We start from the raw sequence: 21,748 nt of genomic DNA, 5'->3' as shown, positions 1-21,748 counted from the left end.
GTACTTTAGCAGTCTTACAATGTTCACAAAAATACATAAAACCATTGGCTAAAAAAGTAAAAAAGGAAACACCGTTAATGAAGCAGTATAATGCCATCAAGGCTAAATATCCTGATGCTTTGCTGCTGTTTAGAGTGGGCGATTTCTATGAAACCTTTGGTGAGGATGCCGTTAGAGCTTCCAAAATATTAGATATTATACTTACAAAACGTGGCGCTGGAAGTGCAACCGAAACCGAATTAGCAGGTTTTCCGCATCATTCCTTAAATACTTATTTGCCTAAATTGGTAAAGGCTGGAGAGCGTGTTGCGATTTGTGATCAATTAGAAGACCCCAAACAAACAAAAACCATTGTGAAACGTGGAGTCACAGAATTGGTGACACCAGGTGTAGCGCTTAATGATGATATTTTACATTCTAAAACCAACAATTTTTTAGCTGCAGTTTATTTTGGAATTAACACGATTGGTGTTTCCTTTTTAGATGTGTCTACAGGTGAGTTTTTTAGCGCTCAAGGTCATAGTGAGTATGTTGATAAATTGCTTCAAAATTTTAGACCAAGTGAAGTTCTGGTTGCGAAACCCAGCCGAAAGATTTACAATGAAAACTTCGGAAATGATTTTCATGCGTTTTACCTGGAAGATTGGGTGTTTCAGGATGATTATGCCAATGAAACCTTATTAAAACAATTCAACACCAAATCTTTAAAAGGTTTTGGAATTGACGATTTATATGAAGGCATTGTCGCTTCAGGTGCTATTTTACACTATTTGGGAGAAACACAACATCACAAGTTACAACACATCACATCGATACAGCGATTGTCTAAAGGGGAGCATGTTTGGATGGATCGTTTTACGATTAAAAATTTGGAGTTGTATCAATCTACCAATCAAAATGCTGTCACGCTTGTAGATGTGATTGATAAAACGATTTCGCCAATGGGTGGCCGACTTCTAAAGCGCTGGTTGGCATTACCGTTAATAGATAAAGATCAAATTAACCAACGCCTTGATGTCGTCGATTATGTAAAAAATGATACTGTATTAATAGATAAGTTTCAGCAGCAACTTAAACAAATAGGCGATATTGAACGTCTTATTTCTAAGGTAGCCACAGTAAAAATTTCACCTCGGGAAGTCATTCAGCTAAAAAATGCGCTTGAGGCTATTGTTCCTATCAAAGCTTTGGCAATCCAGACTAATAATAAGGCTTTACAGCATTTAGGAACGCAAATGGATGTTTGCGAAACATTACGTGAGCGCATCAAAGCGACTTTAAACGAAGATGCTCCTGTCAATATTTTAAAAGGAAATACGATCGCTTCTGATTTTTCTGCGGAATTAAAAGAACTCAGAGATTTGTCGGCATCAGGTAAAGATTATCTCGATAAAATGTTGGAGCGGGAAAGTGAACGTACCGGAATCACCTCACTTAAAATTGCATCCAACAATGTGTTTGGTTATTATATTGAAGTCCGTCACACCCATAAAGACAAAGTTCCTGAAGACTGGATTAGAAAGCAAACATTGGTCAGTGCAGAACGTTATATAACTGAAGAACTCAAAGATTACGAAGCTAAAATATTAGGTGCTGAAGAACGTATTTTAGCTATAGAGCAGCAGTTGTTTACCGAATTAGTAATCTGGATCAGTGAGTTTATAAGACCTGTTCAGAAAAATTCGGCACTTATTGCCCAATTAGATTGTTTGGTAGGTTTTGCCCAATTAGCTAAAGAGCACAACTATACAAGGCCAACACTGTCTGATGGCTTTGAATTAGACATCAAAAACGGGCGCCATCCGGTCATTGAAAAGCAATTGCCACATGGAGAGCCTTTTATAGCTAATGATGTGTATTTAGATAGAGACGAGCAGCAAATCATCATGATTACAGGTCCGAATATGTCTGGTAAATCGGCTATTTTACGTCAAACAGCTCTAATTGTTTTGTTAGCTCAAATGGGAAGTTTTATACCTGCTGAAAAGGCAACTATTGGTATGGTCGACAAGATTTTTACACGTGTAGGCGCAAGTGATAATATATCGATGGGCGAATCAACGTTTATGGTTGAAATGAATGAAACCGCGTCAATTTTAAATAATATATCCGAACGAAGTTTGGTGTTGCTTGATGAGATAGGTCGTGGTACGAGTACCTATGATGGGATTTCAATTGCGTGGGCTATTAGTGAATATTTGCACGAACATCCAAGCAGAGCAAAGACTTTATTTGCGACACACTACCATGAACTCAATGAGATGTCTGAAACTTTTGAGCGTATTAAAAACTTTAATGTGTCTGTAAAAGAACTAAAGGATACGGTTTTATTTTTGAGAAAATTAGTTGCTGGTGGAAGTGAACACAGTTTTGGTATTCATGTAGCTAAAATGGCAGGAATGCCACAGCAAGTGATTCATCGTGCAAATAAAATATTGAAACAGTTAGAAAAATCACATTCCAGTGAAGAGTTAACGAACAAGGTAAAAACTTTAGATAACGACCTGCAATTAAGCTTCTTTAATTTGGATGATCCTTTACTAGAACAGATAAAAGACGAAATAGTAACTTTAGATATTGATACATTAACACCTGTAGAAGCGCTTATGAAACTCAATGAAATTAAGCGTATGTTACTGAAAAAGAAGCGTGCATAAAAAAAGTGATTTTTTTTATTAAAAAGGCTTTGCATTTCTGATAAAAGTCTTAAATTTGCCCTCGCAATTACAACAAACGTTCATTTAAATAATTGCTATAATGCGAAAGTAGCTCAGGGGTAGAGCATCACCTTGCCAAGGTGAGGGTCGCGGGTTCAAATCCCGTCTTTCGCTCTAAGCCTAGAAGATATACCAATTTGTACATTATGTACATCTAAATGCTGAAGTGGTGGAATTGGTAGACACGTTGGACTTAAAATCCAATGTCCATTAGGACGTACGGGTTCAAGTCCCGTCTTCAGTACAAATGAAAAGCCGAAACGAAAGTTTCGGCTTTTTTGTTTTCAAAATCGTTGGAAGTTTTACTTCAGAAATGATTTTGAAAACAAAAAAGAAATCCAAGTCTTTGGATTGGCTTTTCTCACAATGTTGATATGGGGCTCGCCATTGGCAATTCCCGTCTTCAGTACAAATGAAAAGCCGAAACGAGAGTTTCGGCTTTTTTGTTTTGAAATAATTTAATGCTCTTATTTATGGGTTTCTAACATATTTATCGTAGCAACAGTTCTAAATCCGGTATGATCAGATCCTGAGTCTGTACTAACCCCCATTCTTGCTGAAATTCTAAAACTCGCACAATACGAAGCGTGACATAAAAAAGAACCGCCTTTCATGACATGTTCTTTTTGATAAGGGTTATCTGGACTGTAAGATTTTGCAGCCCCTTTAGGATTGATTAAAACCTTAGAAGTGTCTAATTCTTTATAATAGTTGATATTAAAAAGGTCACTTGTAACTTCCCAAACATTTCCCATCATATCATAGAGTCCAATACTATTAGGAGCATAAGACTTAACAGGTGCTATGAGTTCAAAACCATCAATACTCTCATTTTTTATAGGAAATGTACCTTGCCAAGTATTTGCATTTTTAACCAAATCGTTATCATTATTACCCCAAGTATAAATATTATCATTTGCTGTACCTTGAGCCGCAGATTCCCATTCTGCTTCGGTAGGCAATCGACGATTAGCCCATTTACAATAGGCTTGAGCGTCTTCTAGAGCAATATGAACAACAGGATAATCATCTTTACCTTCAATTGAACTATTAGGCCCCTCAGGGTGTTTCCAATTAGCACCAATTTTCCAGGTCCACCACTGGCTATAATTTTCCATATTTGCAACTGCATTTACATTTTTATTAAATATTAAGCTTCCGGGTTGAAGAATAGAATCATGAGGTTTAGGGGTTCCTTCAGGAAGTTCTGCTTTCATTGCTTCCCAATCGATAGGACGTTCAGCAACGGTGATATAATTTGTGGCTTCGACAAAGGCTTTAAAAGCTTTATTGGTTACTTCAGTAATGTCAATAAAAAAACCGTCAACGGTAACTTGATGTGCTGGTTTTTCTCTCATCATTGCAAATTTATCTCCTGCTTTTGCGCCTTGTAAAAAAGTTTTTCCTTCAACCCATACCATACCTTCTGGTGTTGTAATAGATGATGGTTGTTCTTTTAAAACCTTAAAGGGACGCTCTTCTTTTTGTAATGATTTTACATCTTTTTCTTTAGTTTCATTTTTACAATTGAAAAAAAATAAGATAGGGAGTAGTACTAATAAATTTTTAATCAGGATTCGAAAAGTCATTTGGTAATAATAGGTTATTAAGTAAATTATATTTTGACTACATTTAGCTATCAAAACTAAACAAATTATAAATATTGAGGTCGAAATCTAACATCCTTTTATTATTAATTAACTTTTTTTGGATGTTTTCTTCTGCACAGAATACTGTTGAATTTCGTCAGTTAAGAGGAGAGAATGTGCCCACTCAAAGTATTACATATGCTGTTGCGAATGATAGCTTAGGTAATGTGTGGATTGCTTCGGAAGAAGGTGTTTTGAAACACAATTCAAAATTCTATAAAATTTACAATTCGTATAATGGGCTGCCCGATTTGGTTGGTAATCGTATAAAAGAAGTTTTTGTTGACTCTAAGCAACGTGTATGGATTGGTTCAGAAAAAGGGGTTTGTCTTTATAATGCTGATTTGGATGTTTTTGAATTTGTTGAAAGTTCAGGAGGCTTAAATCCATCATTAGTTGATGTTATTATTGAAGATGATAATCATATTATTTGGGTAGGTGGTTTTAATGGACTTTGGAAATATGATGAACAAGAAAACAGTGGAAATTTTAATAGAGTCCTCGGGAATTATAATATTCAGGCACTTCATTATCATCAAGGCAATCTTATTTTTGGCACTCAAAGAGGAGCGTTCTATTATAATTATAAAACCAATTTGTTAGAAGAGATCGGAATCGATTCCGAAGAAAAAAATATTAGATTTATTACAAGTTTTGACGATCAAATTTTAATTGGTACAAAAACGGGTGTCCTTTATAAAATTGAAAACGGACAAAAAGCAACGTCTCAAGTTAATTTTGATTTTCAATTGTCAAACGCTATAACAGATATTATTAAAAATTCACCTAATACTTTCTTTTTAGCTACTGATGGTGATGGGATTTATAAACTGACTTCAGATTTTAATATAATTGATCATTACACTGAAAATCCAAATGAAATATATTCTATTTCTAGCAATGGTGTTTATGATATTGAATTAAATAGAGAGGGAATTTTATGGGCAGCTACTTATGGAGGTGGTTTAAATTATATTAACTTAGGAGAACTTCCGTTTCAAAATATTCGCCATAAAATAAATGACGAAAATAGTATTGTTACCAACTTTACAAGAACCATAGCTGAAGACAAAAACGGCAATATCTGGTTTGGTACAAAAAAGGGAATTAGCATTTTAGATCTAAAGAATAATTCTTGGAAACATATTAAGAACTTGTCAAATTCAAATCTTAACGAAGATGTTATTGTATTGGCTCTTGAACCAGATAATAATTTTATGTGGGCAGGAACCTACAATGAAGGGCTGTATAAGATAAATATTGACACATTCAAAAGGATTCATTATAATTCAGAAGTTTCAGAACACATTATAGATAAGGTATACTCAATTCATAAAGATTCTAAAAATAATATATGGGCTGGTGGTATAGAAAAAGACTTAAACGTCATTTCTTCTGATAATAAAATTACGACGTATCCAATACAACAAATTAAATCCATTTCAGAAATCAAATCTGGCGAAATATTAGTGTCTGGTCGGCAAGGGGTATTTAAAATTAATCATCAATTAGAAACATTTGGGTTAATTGAAGATCTTATACCAGAAAAAAAATCATTAGCGTATTCTACTATAAATACGGTATATGAGACTCAAAATGGTCAACTTATTTTAGCAACCAATGGTGAAGGTTTAGTGTTTTATAGTCCAGAAGATAGAACCCTAAAAAAACTAAAGATTAAATCTGGAATGCCTTCAGATATTATCCAAGGTATAATTGTATGTAATATAAATAACCTCTGGGCTAGTACTACCAAAGGTCTTGTCAATATTAAAATAGAAGAAAACGACACTATTGTTAATATTTATGATAAAAAAGATGGGCTTGCCAGTACAGAATTTAATTACGGAAGCTTTAAGAAACTTGATGATGATTTAATTGCCTTTGGCGGTATAGATGGTGTCACTATGTTTAATCCAAATACTATTAAGAATGAAAGCTATAAACCTAGATTAGTTTTTGATACGTTTAAACTGTCCAACAAAGTTATTAATCCCGGACAAGCACCACTTGAAAAACATATTGATAAAACAAAAAACATTACTTTAAATCATAAAGATAATTCTGTAGAAATTCAATTTACTGGGATATTACATAGTTCGTCTTCTAAAGTTAAATACTCATGGATTTTGGAAGGTTTTGATGAGACTTGGTCAATACCATCTAGTACTAATATTGCAACATATACAAACTTAAATCCAGGAGACTACACATTTAAAGTTAAAGCCAATAATAAGTTTGGTAACTATGGCAACGAACGTCAATTAAAAATCACTATCAATTCACCTTGGTGGGCTACAAATCGCGCTTATGTTTTATACGCTTTTGCTCTAATTGCATTGTTTTATACAATTATTCATTTTACTAGTGTTATCATTAAGAAGAAAAACGCAGATGAACAAATAGACTTTTTTAACAATATAACGCATGAAATAAAAACACCGCTAACCATATTAATTTCGTCTTTAGATAATGTCACTGAAAATATTAATAATGAAGATGACTCTAAAAAGCGAATTAAAACAACTGTCAAGCGCATTAACTCTCTTTTTGAACAAATGCTTAATTTTCAAAAGGTAACTTCTGCTAATAATGTTGATCAAGATGTTTCCAAGTTAGATGTCTATGCTCATATACAACAAAGAATAAATAATTTTAAACCCTTAACCGAAGAACACAATATTGAAATCGTATTGAATAATAACTGGAATGAAGACTTTTACTATGATAAAGATAGTTTTGATAAGATTATGCTTAATCTCATATCTAATGCGATAAAATATTCTTTTGAAAATGGAAAAATAACAATCAATGCCTCAAAAACACAAATGAGAGATTTAAAAATTGAAGTTATTGATGAAGGTATTGGAATTCCAAAAGATCAACAAAAATTTATTTTAAAGCGTTATTTCAGAGCTAGAAATGTTATTAACAGTCAACGTCCAGGAACAGGGCTTGGTTTAATGATGGTAAAAAAATTGCTTGAAAAAAACGACGGCTCAATAACTTTTGAAAGTCAAGAAAATAAAGGGACCACTTTTACGATTTTGATGAAAAATTTAAAATACGAATATGATAAAGCTCTAAGTTCAAAGAAGGAAACAGTTACGGCGCCCATTGATGAAATAGAAGATCATGAAGTGCTAACAGATTTTAGTAACAGCAAAATATTAATTGTTGAAGACAATGACGAACTGAGAAATTTATTATCGAACACCTTAGGTAATTACTTTCAAATTTTTGAAGCTAAAAACGGGAAAGAAGGTCTTGAGGTCGCTTCAACAATTTTTCCAGATCTTATTTTAACAGACCTCATTATGCCCGAAATGGATGGTATGCAAATGGCTAAACATTTAAAAGAGGATATTAGCTTAAATCATATTCCTGTATTTATGCTTACGGTATTACAAAATTCTGAACAAAAACTTGAAAGTATTGAAACGGGTATTACTGAATACCTTGAAAAACCAGTGGATATAAAATACTTGCTTGCAAAAATTATTAATACCTTAAAGTGGCAACAAAAACTCAGAATAAAATATGTTCATGATAGCGATGCAGATAGTGCAGAAATATACAGAAACAAAAATGATCATGAATTTTTAACGAATCTTGAAAATACTGTGATAGAAAATATTGAGAATAATAACTTCTCAGTTCATGATTTATCAAGTAGTTTTGGGATGAGTAGAACATCACTATATATGAAACTCAAAAATTTAGTGGATTTATCACCACAAGATTTTGTTATCCATACTAAACTTAAACATGCAAAAAATTTATTAATCAAAGGAGAACATAGTATCAAGGAAGTTGCATATCTATCTGGATTTTCTAATCCAAAATATTTCAGTACATCGTTTAAAAAATTCTATGGAATGACTCCAACAGGGTTTCTTGAAAGTTTGAAAAAGTAATTTTTTTACTATACATCAACAAATCTGAGATGTGTTCTTTATACCGTTTTATATAGGCTTTTTGTGATATTTGACAATTAATAGACCTTTTGTGATATTTTTTTAAACCCTTAACTAAAAGCTTTGGGTTAGTTTAGCCAAAACTAATTTAATCAATTATGAGAAAATACTTTGGTCTAATCCTTTTCTTACTTCCACTAATTACTTTTGCTCAACTACAAGTAACTGGAATTGTAACAGACGAATCAAATTTCCCACTACCAGGAGCTTCAATTATAGTTAAAGGGACAACAAAAGGAGAGATAACAAATATTGATGGTAAGTTTACCATTACTTTAGATGAGACACCAGCAACCTTAGTAATAAGTTATTTAGGATTTAAGTCTAAAGAAGTCATTATCAACTCTCAAACAAACATAAAGGTTGTTTTAGAGGAAGATAAACAAACTTTAGATGAGGTTGTGATTATTGGTTATGGAGAGGTTAATAAAAAAGACCTAACAGGTGCCATCTCTTCAGTAAATAAAAAAGAAGATTTAGTCTCACAATCCAATAATGTAGAAGAACTTTTACAAGGTAGAGCTGCAGGTGTTTTGGTGCAAAGTTCTTTTGAACCTGGAGCAGCAAATAGCATTAGAATTCGTGGTCTAAATAGTCTTACAGGGAATACACAACCACTTTATGTTATTGATGGAATTATTGTCGATTCTGCTACGGAAGACACCTTAGATCCACTGTCGAGTGGCAATAGTTACTTGTCTCCACAAGGTGGTATTACAGGATTAAATCCAAGGGATATTGAAAACATTGAAGTTCTTAAAGATGCTTCTGCAACAGCAATTTACGGTTCTCGTGGTGCCAATGGTGTTATCATCATAACAACCAAAAAAGGCGTGCCAGGAGAAGCTAAGTTTACATTTAATACATCTACAAGAATAGGTCATATTACTAATAATATTGATGTGTTAAACACGGGACAATACGTGCAGTATCAAAATGACATAAGAGCAAATCAAGGCTTCAACCCTAGATACTATACTTATCCTGACGGAAGTATCGCTCTATTTGAAGTTGATGAACAATTTATGATTGATAATGCTAATACCATTGAAAGAATTGAAGGTGTAGATTGGACTGATGATACTTACAGAACAGCTATAACAAACAAGTATAGACTTGCCGTTTCTGGAGGTGGTGATAATGGTAACTATTATATTTCTGCTGGATATCTTCAAAATGAAGGCATTGTACCAAGAGCTATTGCGAAGAGCACTGATTTTAATGCAAAACTCACCAATAATTTAACAGATAAACTAGAATTGACCACTAAAATAGCGGCACAATTTACTCAAAACTTTGCTTCTAAAGGGACAGAAAATCTTGGTGGTACAAGTAATAGCTTAATTAGACAAGTCGTATCAGGAGCACCTATCATAGGACAAGAAGATAATTTTGAAGGAGACGAATTTGATATCAGCTTAGACGGTCCTAGAGCATGGATATCAGATTATGATGATGAATCTAAAGAAACGAGATTGTTAGGGTCACTAAAATTAGACTACAAAATTTCCAATGCTTTTACATATAGAGTTGCTATTGGTACAGATTATAGAGTTAAAGAAAGACAGGTGTGGTATGGAACAGCTTTAAGACGAGGTGCACTTAGTAATGGTGAAGCTGGTTTAAGTAATCTTGAGAGATTTAGATACAACATAGATAATACATTAATGTTTAAACATAGATTTAATCGTAACCATAGAATTAATGGAACTGTTGGGTTTATCGTTGATCAAAGACAAACTAAATTTACAACGGCTTCTGCTACAAACTTTCCTTTACAAGATTTAAGGGCAGATGGGATTACTACAGGTCAAAACCAACAGCCTACATTTTATTATACTGAAGAAGAGTCGCTCTTGTCTTATCTAGGACGACTTAACTATACCATGTTTAATAAGTATTTATTTACGGCTACATTTAGAGCAGACGGTAGTTCAAAATTTAGAGGCGATAACCGTTGGGGCTATTTCCCAGCATTTGCGTTCGCTTGGAAAATGAAAGAAGAGAACTTTCTTAAAGATTCTAAATTTATATCACAAGCCAAACTAAGAATAGGTTGGGGGTTAACAGGTAATCAGGCCATAGATCCTTATAGTACTATTACACGTTTTAATCTAACCGAAACGCCTTATTCTGATGCCGAGGGTAACCCTGTGACATCTTTAGTGCCGCAAAACCTTAGCAACCCTAAATTAAAATGGGAAACCACGAGTCAATATAATGCTGGTCTAGATTTTGGGATGGCTAATGATAGAGTAACAGGATCAGTAGATGTGTATTATAAGAACATTTATGACTTATTGTTAAATGCGCCTATTGCTCCATCTAATGGCTTTGAAACTACGTTTTTTAATAGAGGAGAGCTTATCAATAAAGGTATTGAAATCTCAATTAACGCTGATATCGTGAGTAACGACAACTTTAAATGGAATGTGTATGGAAATATTGCATTCAATAGAAATGAAGTTGGTGATATAGGCTTTTCTCCAAATCAATTTGGAACAGAAACTTACAGCGCATATCTAGGAAGCCAGATTTCAGGTGGAAATTTCTTTAAAACAGAAGCGAACATTTTTATCGAAGGAGAAGAACCTGGTTTGTTTTACGGTTATGCAACAAATGGAATCGTGAGCAATCAAGACGATGTTGATAATGCAGCAAGTTTTAATGGAACACCAGCGCAATTAGGGGATGTTTATCTCGTCGATCAAAATGGAGATGGTATCATAAATAATAATGATTTAACAATCATAGGTAACCCAAACCCTGATTTTAATTATGGCTTTGGAACGAGTTTCGAATATAAAAATTGGTCATTGAGTGCTTTATTTAACGGTGTATATGGAAATGACATCGCTAATGGTAATTTATTACGAGAAGCTTACGCAGATAATGGTTCTACTAATGTAAGAAGCGAAGCGTATTTTAATGCTTGGACACCAGATAATCCAAATGGTACGTACCCAAGAGTAGGTTATGACTTAGCTGATGAAACTGGTTTTACAGACCGAATTGTTGAGGACGGAAGCTTTTTAAGACTGTCTAATGTCACATTAGGATACAGAATTCCTTTTAATGACACCTCAGTTCTTGACAACGCATACATTTCTATTTCAGGTCAAAATTTACTGCTATTTACAAATTATAGTGGCTTTGATCCTGAAGGTGCTAGTTTCACTTTCGATCCAGGAAGAGTAGGAGTTGATTGGAATTCTTTTCCTAATCAGCGAACCTTCACATTAGCACTTAATTTAACATTCTAAAAAAATGAAAATGAAAAAATATATAGCAATTATCGGAATAGTTACATTTTGCCTAACATATGTAGGGTGTGACGATTATTTAGAAGAAGATTATGAAACTTTCTTTGAAGAAGAACAGGTCTTTTCGACCGAACAAGGTGTAGAAACTGCCATAAATGGTTTGTATAAAAGTTATTCAGGACCAGGTTATCACGGGTCTTCAATCCATACTTTTATTGCACCTGTTTCAGGTAAGTTTTTTTCTAACCAAGGTGCTAGTGAAGATGCAACAAGCTTAAATACATTGCCAAATAATACTTGGCTTACACGTATGTGGCCCCAAATGTATGCTACAATCAATGTCGCAAATACAATAATTTTTAATATGGAAGACTCTGAACTTCCAAACAGAGATATAACATTGGGTCAAGCTTACTTTATAAGAGCTGCCACTTATTTTGATTTGGTACGTTATTTTGGTGGTGTACCTATTAAAACATTACCTGCAAACATCGATAGTTTGAATACAGGCAGAAGCTCTAAAGAAGATGTTTATAGCCTTGTGATATCAGATTTTGAAAAGGCAAAACTAATGCTTCCTAGTCCGGGAGAATATTTGTCTGACAGACCTGTTAAGACCGCAGCAAACATGTTTTTGGCTAAAGTGTATATGACTCTAGCCGGTGAGAATAATGATATGGCAATGTGGCAAGCTGCTTACGATGAAGCAATTCAGGTGTATGGCCAATATAGTTTGGTGCCGGTTTTTGAAAGTCTTTATGACCCAAGCAATGAAAACACGTCAGAAGCAGTTTTTGAAATTCAGTATGGTGCTAACGGTGCCGAAAGAAATTCAGATATCATTAGAACTTATACACTTCAAGATTTTTTTGACTATCCTACATTTGGTCGTGTTAGACCTAATAAGGAAGTGTATGACCAGCATGCTAATCAGTATCCTGGAGACCCAAGAATAGAGGCGACGTTTATTTATGATTCTTATACAAAAGTAAACGGCTCAACTCAAAATCTTTACCCAATTCAAATTAATGGAAATAATGGCTATACAGGTTTAAAAAAATATTTAGACCCTAGCTTCAATGGCTCTACTACAAGCCGAAATATGTTAAAGATGAGGTATGCTGACTTACTCTTAATGTTAGCAGAAATAGAGAATGAACTTAATGGTCCTTCAAATGCTTATCAATATGTTAACGAAGTTTTAACTAGAGCAAGAACGCAAGCAGATGGTACTCAAGCAGCAGAACCAGCTGATTGGAGTGGTATGGCACAAGATGAATTTAGAAATAGAATTATGAGAGAACGCCAATATGAATTATTAGGCGAAAATCATGAATGGTTTGATACGAGAAGACGTGGTTACGAATATTTCTTGGAAGAGGTCATTGAGACACATAATAACTTCTCTAACCTTGGAAATCGAGATTATATATACCCTGTTTCTGTAAAAAACATGTTATTGCCTATTCCCTCAACTGAACTATCAAACAATACCGAAATCTCTCAGGCAGATCAAAACCCTGGATACTAATATTTTAAATAATGATCAAAAACCTATTTAAATACATGTCTATTATTATTGTTGTAACTACATTAATAATTTCGTGTAATGAAAAGAAAACACAAAATTCTAGAAACGATCAAAATCCACTTTACCTGGAAGCATCAGCTTCAGTTGAAGATAGAATTGAAGACTTGATGTCTCGTATGACGCTTGAAGATAAAGCAGCGCAAATGAGTCAGTATGTTGGTATGGAACATATGCGCAAGGCTTTAGGAGATTTATCTGAAGAAGAATTAGATAAAAATGATGCACAAGGCTTTTACCCTGGGTTTAAAACTACTGATATTGCCAGACTTACAAGAGAAGGTAAAATAGGTTCTTTTCTTCACGTATTAACTGCTGAAGAAGCCAATGAACTTCAAGAATTAGCTCAAGAATCACCTTTAAAAATTCCATTGTTAATTGGTATAGATGCTATCCATGGTAATGCCTATTATCAAGGTGGCGCAACCGTTTACCCAACGCCAATTACACAAGCAGCTACATTTGATGACTCTTTAATGGTAAAAGCAAGTCAGCAAACAGCTAAAGAAATGCGAGCTACAGGAACCCAATGGACCTTTACACCAAATATTGATGTATTAAGAGATCCACGTTGGGGAAGAACAGGTGAAACCTATGGTGAAGATCCATTCCTTGTTGGGAATATGGGTGTTGCGGCGATCAAAGGATTGCAAGGTGATGACTTTTCTGGAAGTGATAAAGTTATTGCTTGTGCAAAACATCTAATTGCGGGTAGCCAGTCTGTCAATGGACTCAATGCTTCACCAACCGATGTGTCAAAACGAACACTTTTTGAAATGTTCTTACCACCTTATCGTAGAGCGGTTCAAGAAGCTAACGTGTTTTCTATTATGGCTGCACACAACGAAGTAAATGGGATGCCAGGACATATGGATGAGTTCATGATGACCGACTTAATGCGTGACCGTTGGGGCTTTAAAGGATTTTATGTGAGCGACTGGAATGATATTTCACGTATCGCAAAATGGCATCATGTTGCTAGAGACTTTAAAGAATCTGTTCAGTTTTCGGTTGGAGCGGGTATGGATATGAATATGCACGGACCCTATTTTCAAGATTATGTAGTTGAGTTAGTTAATGAAGGTAAGCTAAGTGAAGAGCGTGTAAATGATGCTGTTTATAAAATTCTGGAAGCGAAATTTAGATTAGGACTTTTTGAAAACCCATTTATCGATTTAGAGAGTATAAAAAGCAAAATTTTTACCGAAGAACACAAACAGACAGCTTTAGAACAGGCTAGAAAAGGTGTTGTGCTTCAAAAAAACAATGGTTTTCTTCCACTAAAAAATGTATCAGGAAAGAAAATTTTCATCACTGGTCCTAATGCAGATAATATGACAACGCTTGGTGATTGGACATCACCACAACCAGAAGATAACTATGTTACCATAAAAGAAGGTATTGATAATTTGGCTGAAAAGTATAACTACGCAACAGATTATTACGATTGTGGTCAACGTTCAAAATGGATTACAGATGAGAATATTGCCACTGCAAAGCAAAGGGCAGCACAATCGGATATCATCATATTGGTTTTGGGTGAAAACTCATACAGACACGATTGGAAAAACAAAACCACAGGTGAAAACATTGACCGCGCCACTTTAGCATTATCTGGCAATCAAATAAAATTAGCAAATAAACTATTTGAACTAAATAAACCTGTTGTTGTAGTTTACGTAAGTGGAAGCCCTATTGCAGAGCCTTGGTTAGAGCAACGTGCAAAAGCTGTAGTAAATGCATGGGAACCTGGAGCATTTGGCGGACAAGCAGTAGCAGAAATCTTAACGGGAGAAGTTAATCCAAGTGGAAAGTTACCATTAACTGTACCAAGAAGTGTTGGTCAGTTACAAATGATATATAATCATAAGCCAACGGCTTACATTCATAAGTATAATACCGAAAAGAAAGTACCATTACACCCATTTGGATTTGGTTTAAGCTTTTCAAAATTCGAATTTTCTGAACCTACAGTTTCAAAAGCTGATTTTGCAGGAATTGATGATACCATCACTGTTGAAGTTACTGTCAATAACACAAGTAATGTTGATGGCGAAGAAGTTGTACAAATGTATGTGAGAGATAACAGAAGTTCATACACAAGACCAGTTAAGGAACTAAAAGGTTACAAACGTGTATTTGTGAAAGCGGGTGAATCTAAAACAGTAAGTATTCCTATTACTGCAGAAAGTTTAGCCATGTACGATAAAGATTTCAACTTTGTAGTTGAACCTGGAGATTTTACTATAATGACAGGGAATTCCTCTGCTGATAAAGATTTAAAGACAACAACCATTTCTGTGAAGAATGGTTTCACCATTGAAAAAGTAAACTAATATGTTAAAGACATTAAAATTAGGTGTTCTATGCATGCTGCTTATGGTTGCTTGCAAGCAAACGAATAAAGATCAAGCTTTAAATTATATTGAAGCAGAAGAGACACAGCAACCTAACATTATCTACATCATGGCAGATGATTTAACAACACAAGCCATTAGTGCTTATGGTGGGATATATAGTGATATAGCGCCTACACCAAATATTGACAGGATTGCCAAGGAAGGGATGCTGTTCCAAGATGTGTTATGTACAAATGCTATCTGCGGACCTTCACGTGCCGCCATTTTAACAGGTAATTATAGTAACCTAAATGGCTATTACAAAAATGAAAGTGGAGGTAAGTTTGATGAAACACAATGGACATTCCCTCAAGAATTTCAAAAAAATGGCTATCAAACTTCTCTTTTCGGAAAATGGCATCTAGGCACAGAGCCGAAAGGTTTTGATATGTTTAAATATCATAATTCGGCAGGACAACAAGGACATTATTGGAATCCAGTTTATAACGAAAATGGCACAGATGTAAAAGTAGAAGGCTACTCAACGAATTTGAGTACCGATTTTGCTATGAATTGGTTAGAAACCGGAAGAAAGCAAGACGCTCCTTTTATGATGGTCTTACAGTACAAAGCACCTCATAGACCATGGCAACCAGATACCAAATATGAAAAACTTTGGGAAGATATTGAAATGCCTTACCCAGCAACGTTTAACGATGATTATAAAGGACGTGAGTTAACAGCTGGAGATACAGAAATGACTATGGAATATTTCTCAAGAAGAGATATGAAATTTGAAGAACCAGCCAATTTAAAAGGAAAAGAAAAAATCAAGTGGGCTTTCTATGGTGCAAAACCAGGAGAAATTGTCCAGCCAGAAGGGATGACTGCCGAAGAAGGTAGAAAATGGCGTTATCAAACCTATATTAAAGATTATTTGGCTTGTGTCAAGTCTGTTGACGATAACATTGGCCGCGTATTAAAATATTTAGATGATAATAATTTAACTGAAAATACAATCATTGTATTAACTTCAGATCAAGGATTTTATCTAGGAGACCACGGATTCTTTGATAAGCGTTTTATCTATGAAGAATCTTTGCGCATGCCATTTATGGTAAGGTATCCAGCGAAAGTTAAAGCTGGTACAGTTAATGAAGATATTATTACTAATATCGATTTTGCACCAACATTATTGGATTTAGCAAATATTGAAACCGAACAAAAAATGCAAGGTGTTAGTTTTAAATCTAATTTAGAAGGGAAACAACCGAAAAATTGGCAAAAAGGAATGTACTATCACTATTACGAGTTTCCTTATTGGCATCATGTACAGCCTCATTATGGGATCAGAACTCAAAAGTATACGCTGGCACATTTCTATTATAATATTGATGTTTGGGAATTGTATGATTTAGAAAATGATCCAAACCAAATAAATAATATTATTGGCGATCCGCAGTATACTAAAGTAGTAGCAGATTTAAAAGTTGAATTAAAAGACCTAATGAAGAAATATGAAAACGATAAATCGTTGGTAGATTTCCGAAAAATTACAGATAAAGATTTTGGTTCTATTATTGATAGAGAAGACGATGAAACCTCTGTTCAAGATGTATTAACTGATAGATAGTATAAAAATGAAAAAAATACTAACCATAGCAACATTAGTTGTTCTTGTGACTTTGGTAGCGTGTAATGCACAAAAATCTTCTACCTCAACAACTACAATTAAAACGGAAACGAAACCAAATGGTCAAAAGAAGAATATTCTTTTCTTTGCCATTGACGATTTAAAACCATTACTTTCAAATTATGGAGCCTCGCAAATGCATACACCTAATTTTGACCGTTTGGCAAAAATGGGTATGACCTTTACAAACGCACATGTGCAATATGCGGTTTGTGGACCATCTCGTGCAAGTGTGATGACAGGAGCTAACCCAGACCGTACAAAAGTTTGGGATTTACATACCGATTTTAGAACATCTTCAGATTTAATTTCAATGCCAGAATATTTGATCTCTCAAGGTTATGCAACTACAGCAGTAGGGAAAATATACCATAAAGGATCTTCAGCACCTGGACATGATGGAAAAAGTTGGTCGATGCCTCATCAATTGCCAAATAATTTTGATCCTGCTGCTGGCGAAGCGGCGTTTTCTTACTATCAAAACCCAGAGACAAAACGTCAAATGGCTGCACTCGAAGCTGAAGCAAAAGCCAAAGGCATTACTAAGAATGGTAAAATCAGAGCCTATGTGTTTAAGCATTTAAAGCCTTCAACCGAAAGTGCAGATGTTAGTGATACAGCTTATCAAGATGGTTTATACACTGAAACCGCTTTTAAACAATTAGATGATTTAGAAAAATCTGGAAAACCTTGGTTTTTAGGTGTCGGTTACCAAAAGCCACATTTACCATTTGTAGCCCCAAAAAAATATTGGGATTTATATGACAGAGATAAAATTGAATTAGCTCAATTTCAAGAACTATCAGAAGGCACACCAAAATTTGCATTTCACTCTTTCGGAGAGTTACGTGCATTTTCAGATATCGATAATAAATTGCGTCAGGGAGATGTTCTACCTGAAGCAAAACAACGTGAACTCATTCACGGCTATATGGCTTGTATATCCTATATAGATGCGCAAATAGGTAAGTTATTAGATGAATTAGAAAGACGTAACATTTTAGACGATACCATAATTGTGCTTTGGGGAGATCATGGGTGGCATTTAGGTGACCATACCGAATGGTGTAAACACTCAAACTTTGAGCAAGCAACACGCATTCCGTTTATGTTTGCAGGTCCTGGTGTTGAGAAGAACCAAAAATCTCATCATCCAGTAAATCTTGTAGATTTATTTCCAACAGTTTTCGAATTAGCTAATGTACCACAAAGCTCACAAACCGATGGCAAATCATTAGTGCCGCTTTTAGACAATGATCCTGCAACAACAGTTACTATGGATTATGCATATCACCAATATGCTCGTGGTAAACGTATGGGTTATTCAGTGAGAACAGACAAATACCGCTATACTGAATGGCACGATAATGAGTACAGAAGTTATAAAACCTATAAAGAGGAAAACATTGTTGGGCGTGAATTTTATGATTATGAAAACGATCCTTTGGAAACAAAAAACTGGGTTGATGATTCAAAATATAAAGCTATTGTTGCAGATTTAAAGTCAAAGCTCAAATCGCACCTTGCTCAGTAACACATCAAAAGCGATATTCTATTATCGCTTTTTTTGGCACACTTTCTGAATTAAACTAACACAACAACTACATGTCTAATGACATGGACTTATTGATAACAACATTTATTAACACCATGAAAAAAATAACTTTTTTACTAGTATTTTGTCTGACAATTGGAGTTTTTGCACAAGACAAACCAAACATTTTAATTATCCATACGGATGATTTAGGTTATCACGATTTAAGCATTACTGGTTCAGAGTTGTATGATACACCAAATATTGATGCCTTAGCTAAAGAATCGGTTAATTTTACAAACGCCTATAGCAGTTATCCACGTTGTACACCTTCGCGCTATGGTATGATTACTGGTACTTATCCAGTCAATGAAAACAAAGGAAATTTGGGAGCCATTCCCGAAGAAAAAAACTTCATTAAGCAATTTAATAAAGCTGGTTATAATACCTATTATGTTGGAAAATGGCATTTAGGAGAAGGGGATAGTGATCCACAGCCTTTTGGGTTTACAGATTCGTATGCGGCAGGAAGAGCTGGAGGAATTGGCAGTAGATTTTTCCCATTTAACTATAACAAAAATGGTAAAAAACATAAAGAGCAAGTTGCAGATTTAGAAAGAGATGGAAAAGAAGGTGATTATGCTTCAGATATGTTAACTGACGCAACCATCAATTTCATCAAAAACAATCCAAAAGACAAACCATTTTTAGCTGTTTTAGCCTACTATTCGGTACATACACCCATTGAAGCAAAGCCAGAAGATGAAGCTCGTAATAAAGAGCAGTTGAAATCTATGGATTTTGGCGATACACCAGAGTATATCAAAGAAGGTGAAGGGCGTCGTAAAATGCGTCAAGATGATGCTGCTTATGCAGGAATGGTTGAGAACGTCGATGAAAATGTTGGTAAATTATTACAAACGCTTAAAGATTTAGGAATCGATAAAAATACCATTATCGTATTTTCTTCAGATCATGGTGGTCTGTCAAACGATGGTCACAAAGGTGATCGTCATTTGGCTACAACTAATATTCCGCTTCGTGCAGGAAAAGGTTGGTTGTATGAAGGTGGTATTCGTGTGCCATTATTTGTTAAATGGGACAATCACTTAAAACCTCGTGTAGATGGTGAGTCTATTGTTTTAGGGATGGATGTCTTTCCAACCTTATTAGAGTTAGCAGCAAACAAAAAGGTTGAAGGTGTCGATGGACAAAGTTATGCTTCTGTTTTAAAAGGAAAAGACAACTGGAAAGACAGAACCGTATTTTGGATTTCAAAAAAAGCAAGACCTCACAGTACTGGAGACAGTAAAATGGCTGTCGTACGTTCTGGCGATTATAAATTAGTTCAATATCTAGAAACCAAAGCCATTGAACTTTATAATTTAAAGGAAGACATTTCAGAAAAAAATAACCTAGCCGAAAAAGAATCAGCAAAAGCGAAACAAATGCTGGAACTGTTAAAAGATTGGAAAAAGGAATACCTTGTTCCAGAGCGCTTGAATGTTGGTAAGAAAAACAAAGGCGGTAATAAGGGGCAAGGAAATAATAAAAAGAAAAACTAAATGAGGTTTTTTCAGCCAAGCATTTTACTTATTGTTTTACTGTTTCTAGGTTGCAAGCCTAAACAAACTACCCAGACTTCAGTTTCAGTTTTAACTGAAACAAAACCTAACATTCTCATTATTCATGTAGATGATTTAGGTTTTCACGATTTGAGTATGAATGGTAGCCAGATTTATCAAACGCCAAATATTGATGCGTTGGCAAAGGAATCGGTTGTATTTAATAATGCCTATGCTAATTATCCGCGTTGCGTGCCATCACGATATGCGATGATGACAGGCAATTATCCTGTGCAAAATGGTGATGTTCCAGATGATGGGTTTGAAATGAATAGTGTTCCAGATCAAAAGAATTTTGTTAAGAATATTAAAACAGCTGGTTACCAAACGGCTTATTTTGGAAAATGGCATTTAGGAAGCGAGGAAAGCTTAAAAGATTTTGGTTACGATTTTAGTTTTGCTGCTGGTCATGCAGGTTCGCCAATTAGTTTTTTGTATCCTTTTAATGAACTGAAACGCAACGGTAAAACCAAAAAATCACCCATTCCAGATGTAGATGAAATAAGCAAAGAAGGTGATTACCTTATGGATGTGATGACCGATAATGTGGCGAAATACATTAGAAATGCAGACAAGAACAAACCGTTTATGGCCATGTTTTCGTTTTATGCAGTACATCAGCCCTTAGAAGCAAAGGAAAAAGATATTGCTAGAAATAAAACTGAAATCAAAAATTTTGACTTCGGAAATCAGCCAGAATACATCAAAGAAGGAACTGGTCGTACCAAAATGCGTCAGGATAACGCAACTTACGCAGCTATGGTGGAAACCATGGACGACAACGTTGGCAAATTGCTGCAACTTTTAAAAGATTTGAATATTGCTAACAACACTATTGTTATCTTTTCTTCAGATCATGGAGGTTTATCCAACGACGGAACAAAACAACGTCATTTAGCAACCACAAACCATCCGCTTCGCGCAGGAAAAGGTTGGTTGTACGATGGTGGTATCAAAGTGCCGTTAATGGTAAAATGGAATGGAAAATTTCAACCAAAAATCGATAACGAATCTTTGGTAATGCTCATGGATGTGTTTCCAACGGTTTTAGATATCACAGCTCAAAAGGTTTTACAAACCAACGGAAAAAGCTTTCTACCAATTCTTCAAAATAAAGAACAATGGACCGATAGAACTGTGTTTTGGCATTCGTCTAAAGCAAGACCTGTAAACACTGGTGACACCAAATCATCAGCTGTTAGAAAAGGTAACTACAAACTCATCAATTGGTACGAAAAAGGACGTACAGAACTTTATAATATTGAAAAGGATCCTTCTGAAACTAATGATATTTCAAAAGAAAATCCTGAAATAACTCAAGCATTATTAGCCGAACTTAATAATTGGAAAGCACACTTTTAGA

The 21,748-nt window shown here is 34.8% G+C and carries 10 protein-coding genes and 2 tRNA genes; 11 read left to right on the top strand and 1 reads right to left on the bottom strand.

What is annotated here, in order from left to right:
* Window positions 1-44: 44 nt before the first annotated feature.
* From mutS to N4270_RS00945, 3 genes are all read left to right on the top strand, one after another.
* Window positions 45-2,657, top strand: coding sequence for a DNA mismatch repair protein MutS (mutS, locus tag N4270_RS00955; RefSeq protein WP_260094924.1), 2,613 nt, complete (start codon window positions 45-47; stop codon window positions 2,655-2,657).
* Between the two features lie 102 nt (window positions 2,658-2,759).
* Window positions 2,760-2,831 (top strand) — tRNA-Gly (locus N4270_RS00950).
* A gap of 46 nt (window positions 2,832-2,877) precedes the next feature.
* Window positions 2,878-2,961, top strand: a tRNA-Leu gene (locus tag N4270_RS00945).
* Window positions 2,962-3,184: 223 nt separating this feature from the next.
* On the opposite strand, the gene N4270_RS00940 is transcribed toward N4270_RS00945, so the two are convergent.
* Complete coding sequence (locus N4270_RS00940) at window positions 3,185-4,306, bottom strand: formylglycine-generating enzyme family protein (RefSeq protein ID WP_260094923.1); 1,122 nt, start codon at window positions 4,304-4,306, stop codon at window positions 3,185-3,187.
* Between the two features lie 122 nt (window positions 4,307-4,428).
* On the opposite strand from N4270_RS00940, the gene N4270_RS00935 reads away from it, so the two are divergent.
* The 8 genes from N4270_RS00935 to N4270_RS00900 all read left to right on the top strand — a co-directional run bounded on the left by N4270_RS00935 (window position 4,429) and on the right by N4270_RS00900 (window position 21,747).
* Window positions 4,429-8,283 carry an ATP-binding protein gene (locus tag N4270_RS00935; RefSeq protein WP_260094922.1) on the top strand — a complete coding sequence of 1,285 codons (3,855 nt, stop codon included), beginning with the start codon at window positions 4,429-4,431 and terminating at the stop codon, window positions 8,281-8,283.
* Window positions 8,284-8,441: 158 nt separating this feature from the next.
* Entirely contained in the window at window positions 8,442-11,606 is a 3,165-nt protein-coding gene (locus tag N4270_RS00930) for a TonB-dependent receptor (protein ID WP_260094921.1), read from the top strand.
* A gap of 10 nt (window positions 11,607-11,616) precedes the next feature.
* The gene (locus tag N4270_RS00925) at window positions 11,617-13,137 is read left to right on the top strand and encodes a RagB/SusD family nutrient uptake outer membrane protein (RefSeq protein WP_260094920.1); all 1,521 of its coding nucleotides are present in this window, start codon (window positions 11,617-11,619) and stop codon (window positions 13,135-13,137) included.
* 35 nt (window positions 13,138-13,172) lie between these two features.
* Window positions 13,173-15,530 (top strand): glycoside hydrolase family 3 N-terminal domain-containing protein, encoded by a 2,358-nt coding sequence (locus N4270_RS00920; RefSeq protein WP_260094919.1) that lies wholly within the window; start codon window positions 13,173-13,175, stop codon window positions 15,528-15,530.
* Window position 15,531: 1 nt separating this feature from the next.
* Entirely contained in the window at window positions 15,532-17,166 is a 1,635-nt protein-coding gene (locus N4270_RS00915; RefSeq protein WP_260094918.1) for a sulfatase, read from the top strand.
* A gap of 7 nt (window positions 17,167-17,173) precedes the next feature.
* Window positions 17,174-18,760 carry a sulfatase gene (locus N4270_RS00910; protein WP_260094917.1) on the top strand — a complete coding sequence of 529 codons (1,587 nt, stop codon included), beginning with the start codon at window positions 17,174-17,176 and terminating at the stop codon, window positions 18,758-18,760.
* Between the two features lie 116 nt (window positions 18,761-18,876).
* Window positions 18,877-20,325 (top strand): sulfatase, encoded by a 1,449-nt coding sequence (locus tag N4270_RS00905; RefSeq protein WP_260094916.1) that lies wholly within the window; start codon window positions 18,877-18,879, stop codon window positions 20,323-20,325.
* A complete protein-coding gene (locus tag N4270_RS00900) occupies window positions 20,326-21,747 on the top strand; it encodes a sulfatase (RefSeq protein WP_260094915.1) in 1,422 nt (473 codons plus the stop codon).
* The last annotated feature ends 1 nt before the right edge of the window (window position 21,748 follow it).

The organism is Psychroserpens sp. SPM9, assembly GCF_025153525.1.
Classification (GTDB): domain Bacteria; phylum Bacteroidota; class Bacteroidia; order Flavobacteriales; family Flavobacteriaceae; genus Psychroserpens.
Note: the sequence above shows the minus strand (reverse complement) of the source record. Positions and strands in the feature narration are given on the sequence as shown.

Excerpts from the sequence above, each read along its gene's own strand:
- N4270_RS00940 (WP_260094923.1), bottom strand. The coding sequence starts at position 4,306 with ATGACTTTTCGAATCCTGATTAAAAATTTATTAGTACTACTCCCTATC.
- N4270_RS00935 (WP_260094922.1), top strand. The coding sequence starts at position 4,429 with ATGTTTTCTTCTGCACAGAATACTGTTGAATTTCGTCAGTTAAGAGGA.
- N4270_RS00930 (WP_260094921.1), top strand. The coding sequence starts at position 8,442 with ATGAGAAAATACTTTGGTCTAATCCTTTTCTTACTTCCACTAATTACT.
- N4270_RS00925 (WP_260094920.1), top strand. The coding sequence starts at position 11,617 with ATGAAAAAATATATAGCAATTATCGGAATAGTTACATTTTGCCTAACA.
- N4270_RS00920 (WP_260094919.1), top strand. The coding sequence starts at position 13,173 with ATGTCTATTATTATTGTTGTAACTACATTAATAATTTCGTGTAATGAA.
- N4270_RS00915 (WP_260094918.1), top strand. The coding sequence starts at position 15,532 with ATGTTAAAGACATTAAAATTAGGTGTTCTATGCATGCTGCTTATGGTT.
- N4270_RS00910 (WP_260094917.1), top strand. The coding sequence starts at position 17,174 with ATGAAAAAAATACTAACCATAGCAACATTAGTTGTTCTTGTGACTTTG.
- N4270_RS00905 (WP_260094916.1), top strand. The coding sequence starts at position 18,877 with ATGAAAAAAATAACTTTTTTACTAGTATTTTGTCTGACAATTGGAGTT.
- N4270_RS00900 (WP_260094915.1), top strand. The coding sequence starts at position 20,326 with ATGAGGTTTTTTCAGCCAAGCATTTTACTTATTGTTTTACTGTTTCTA.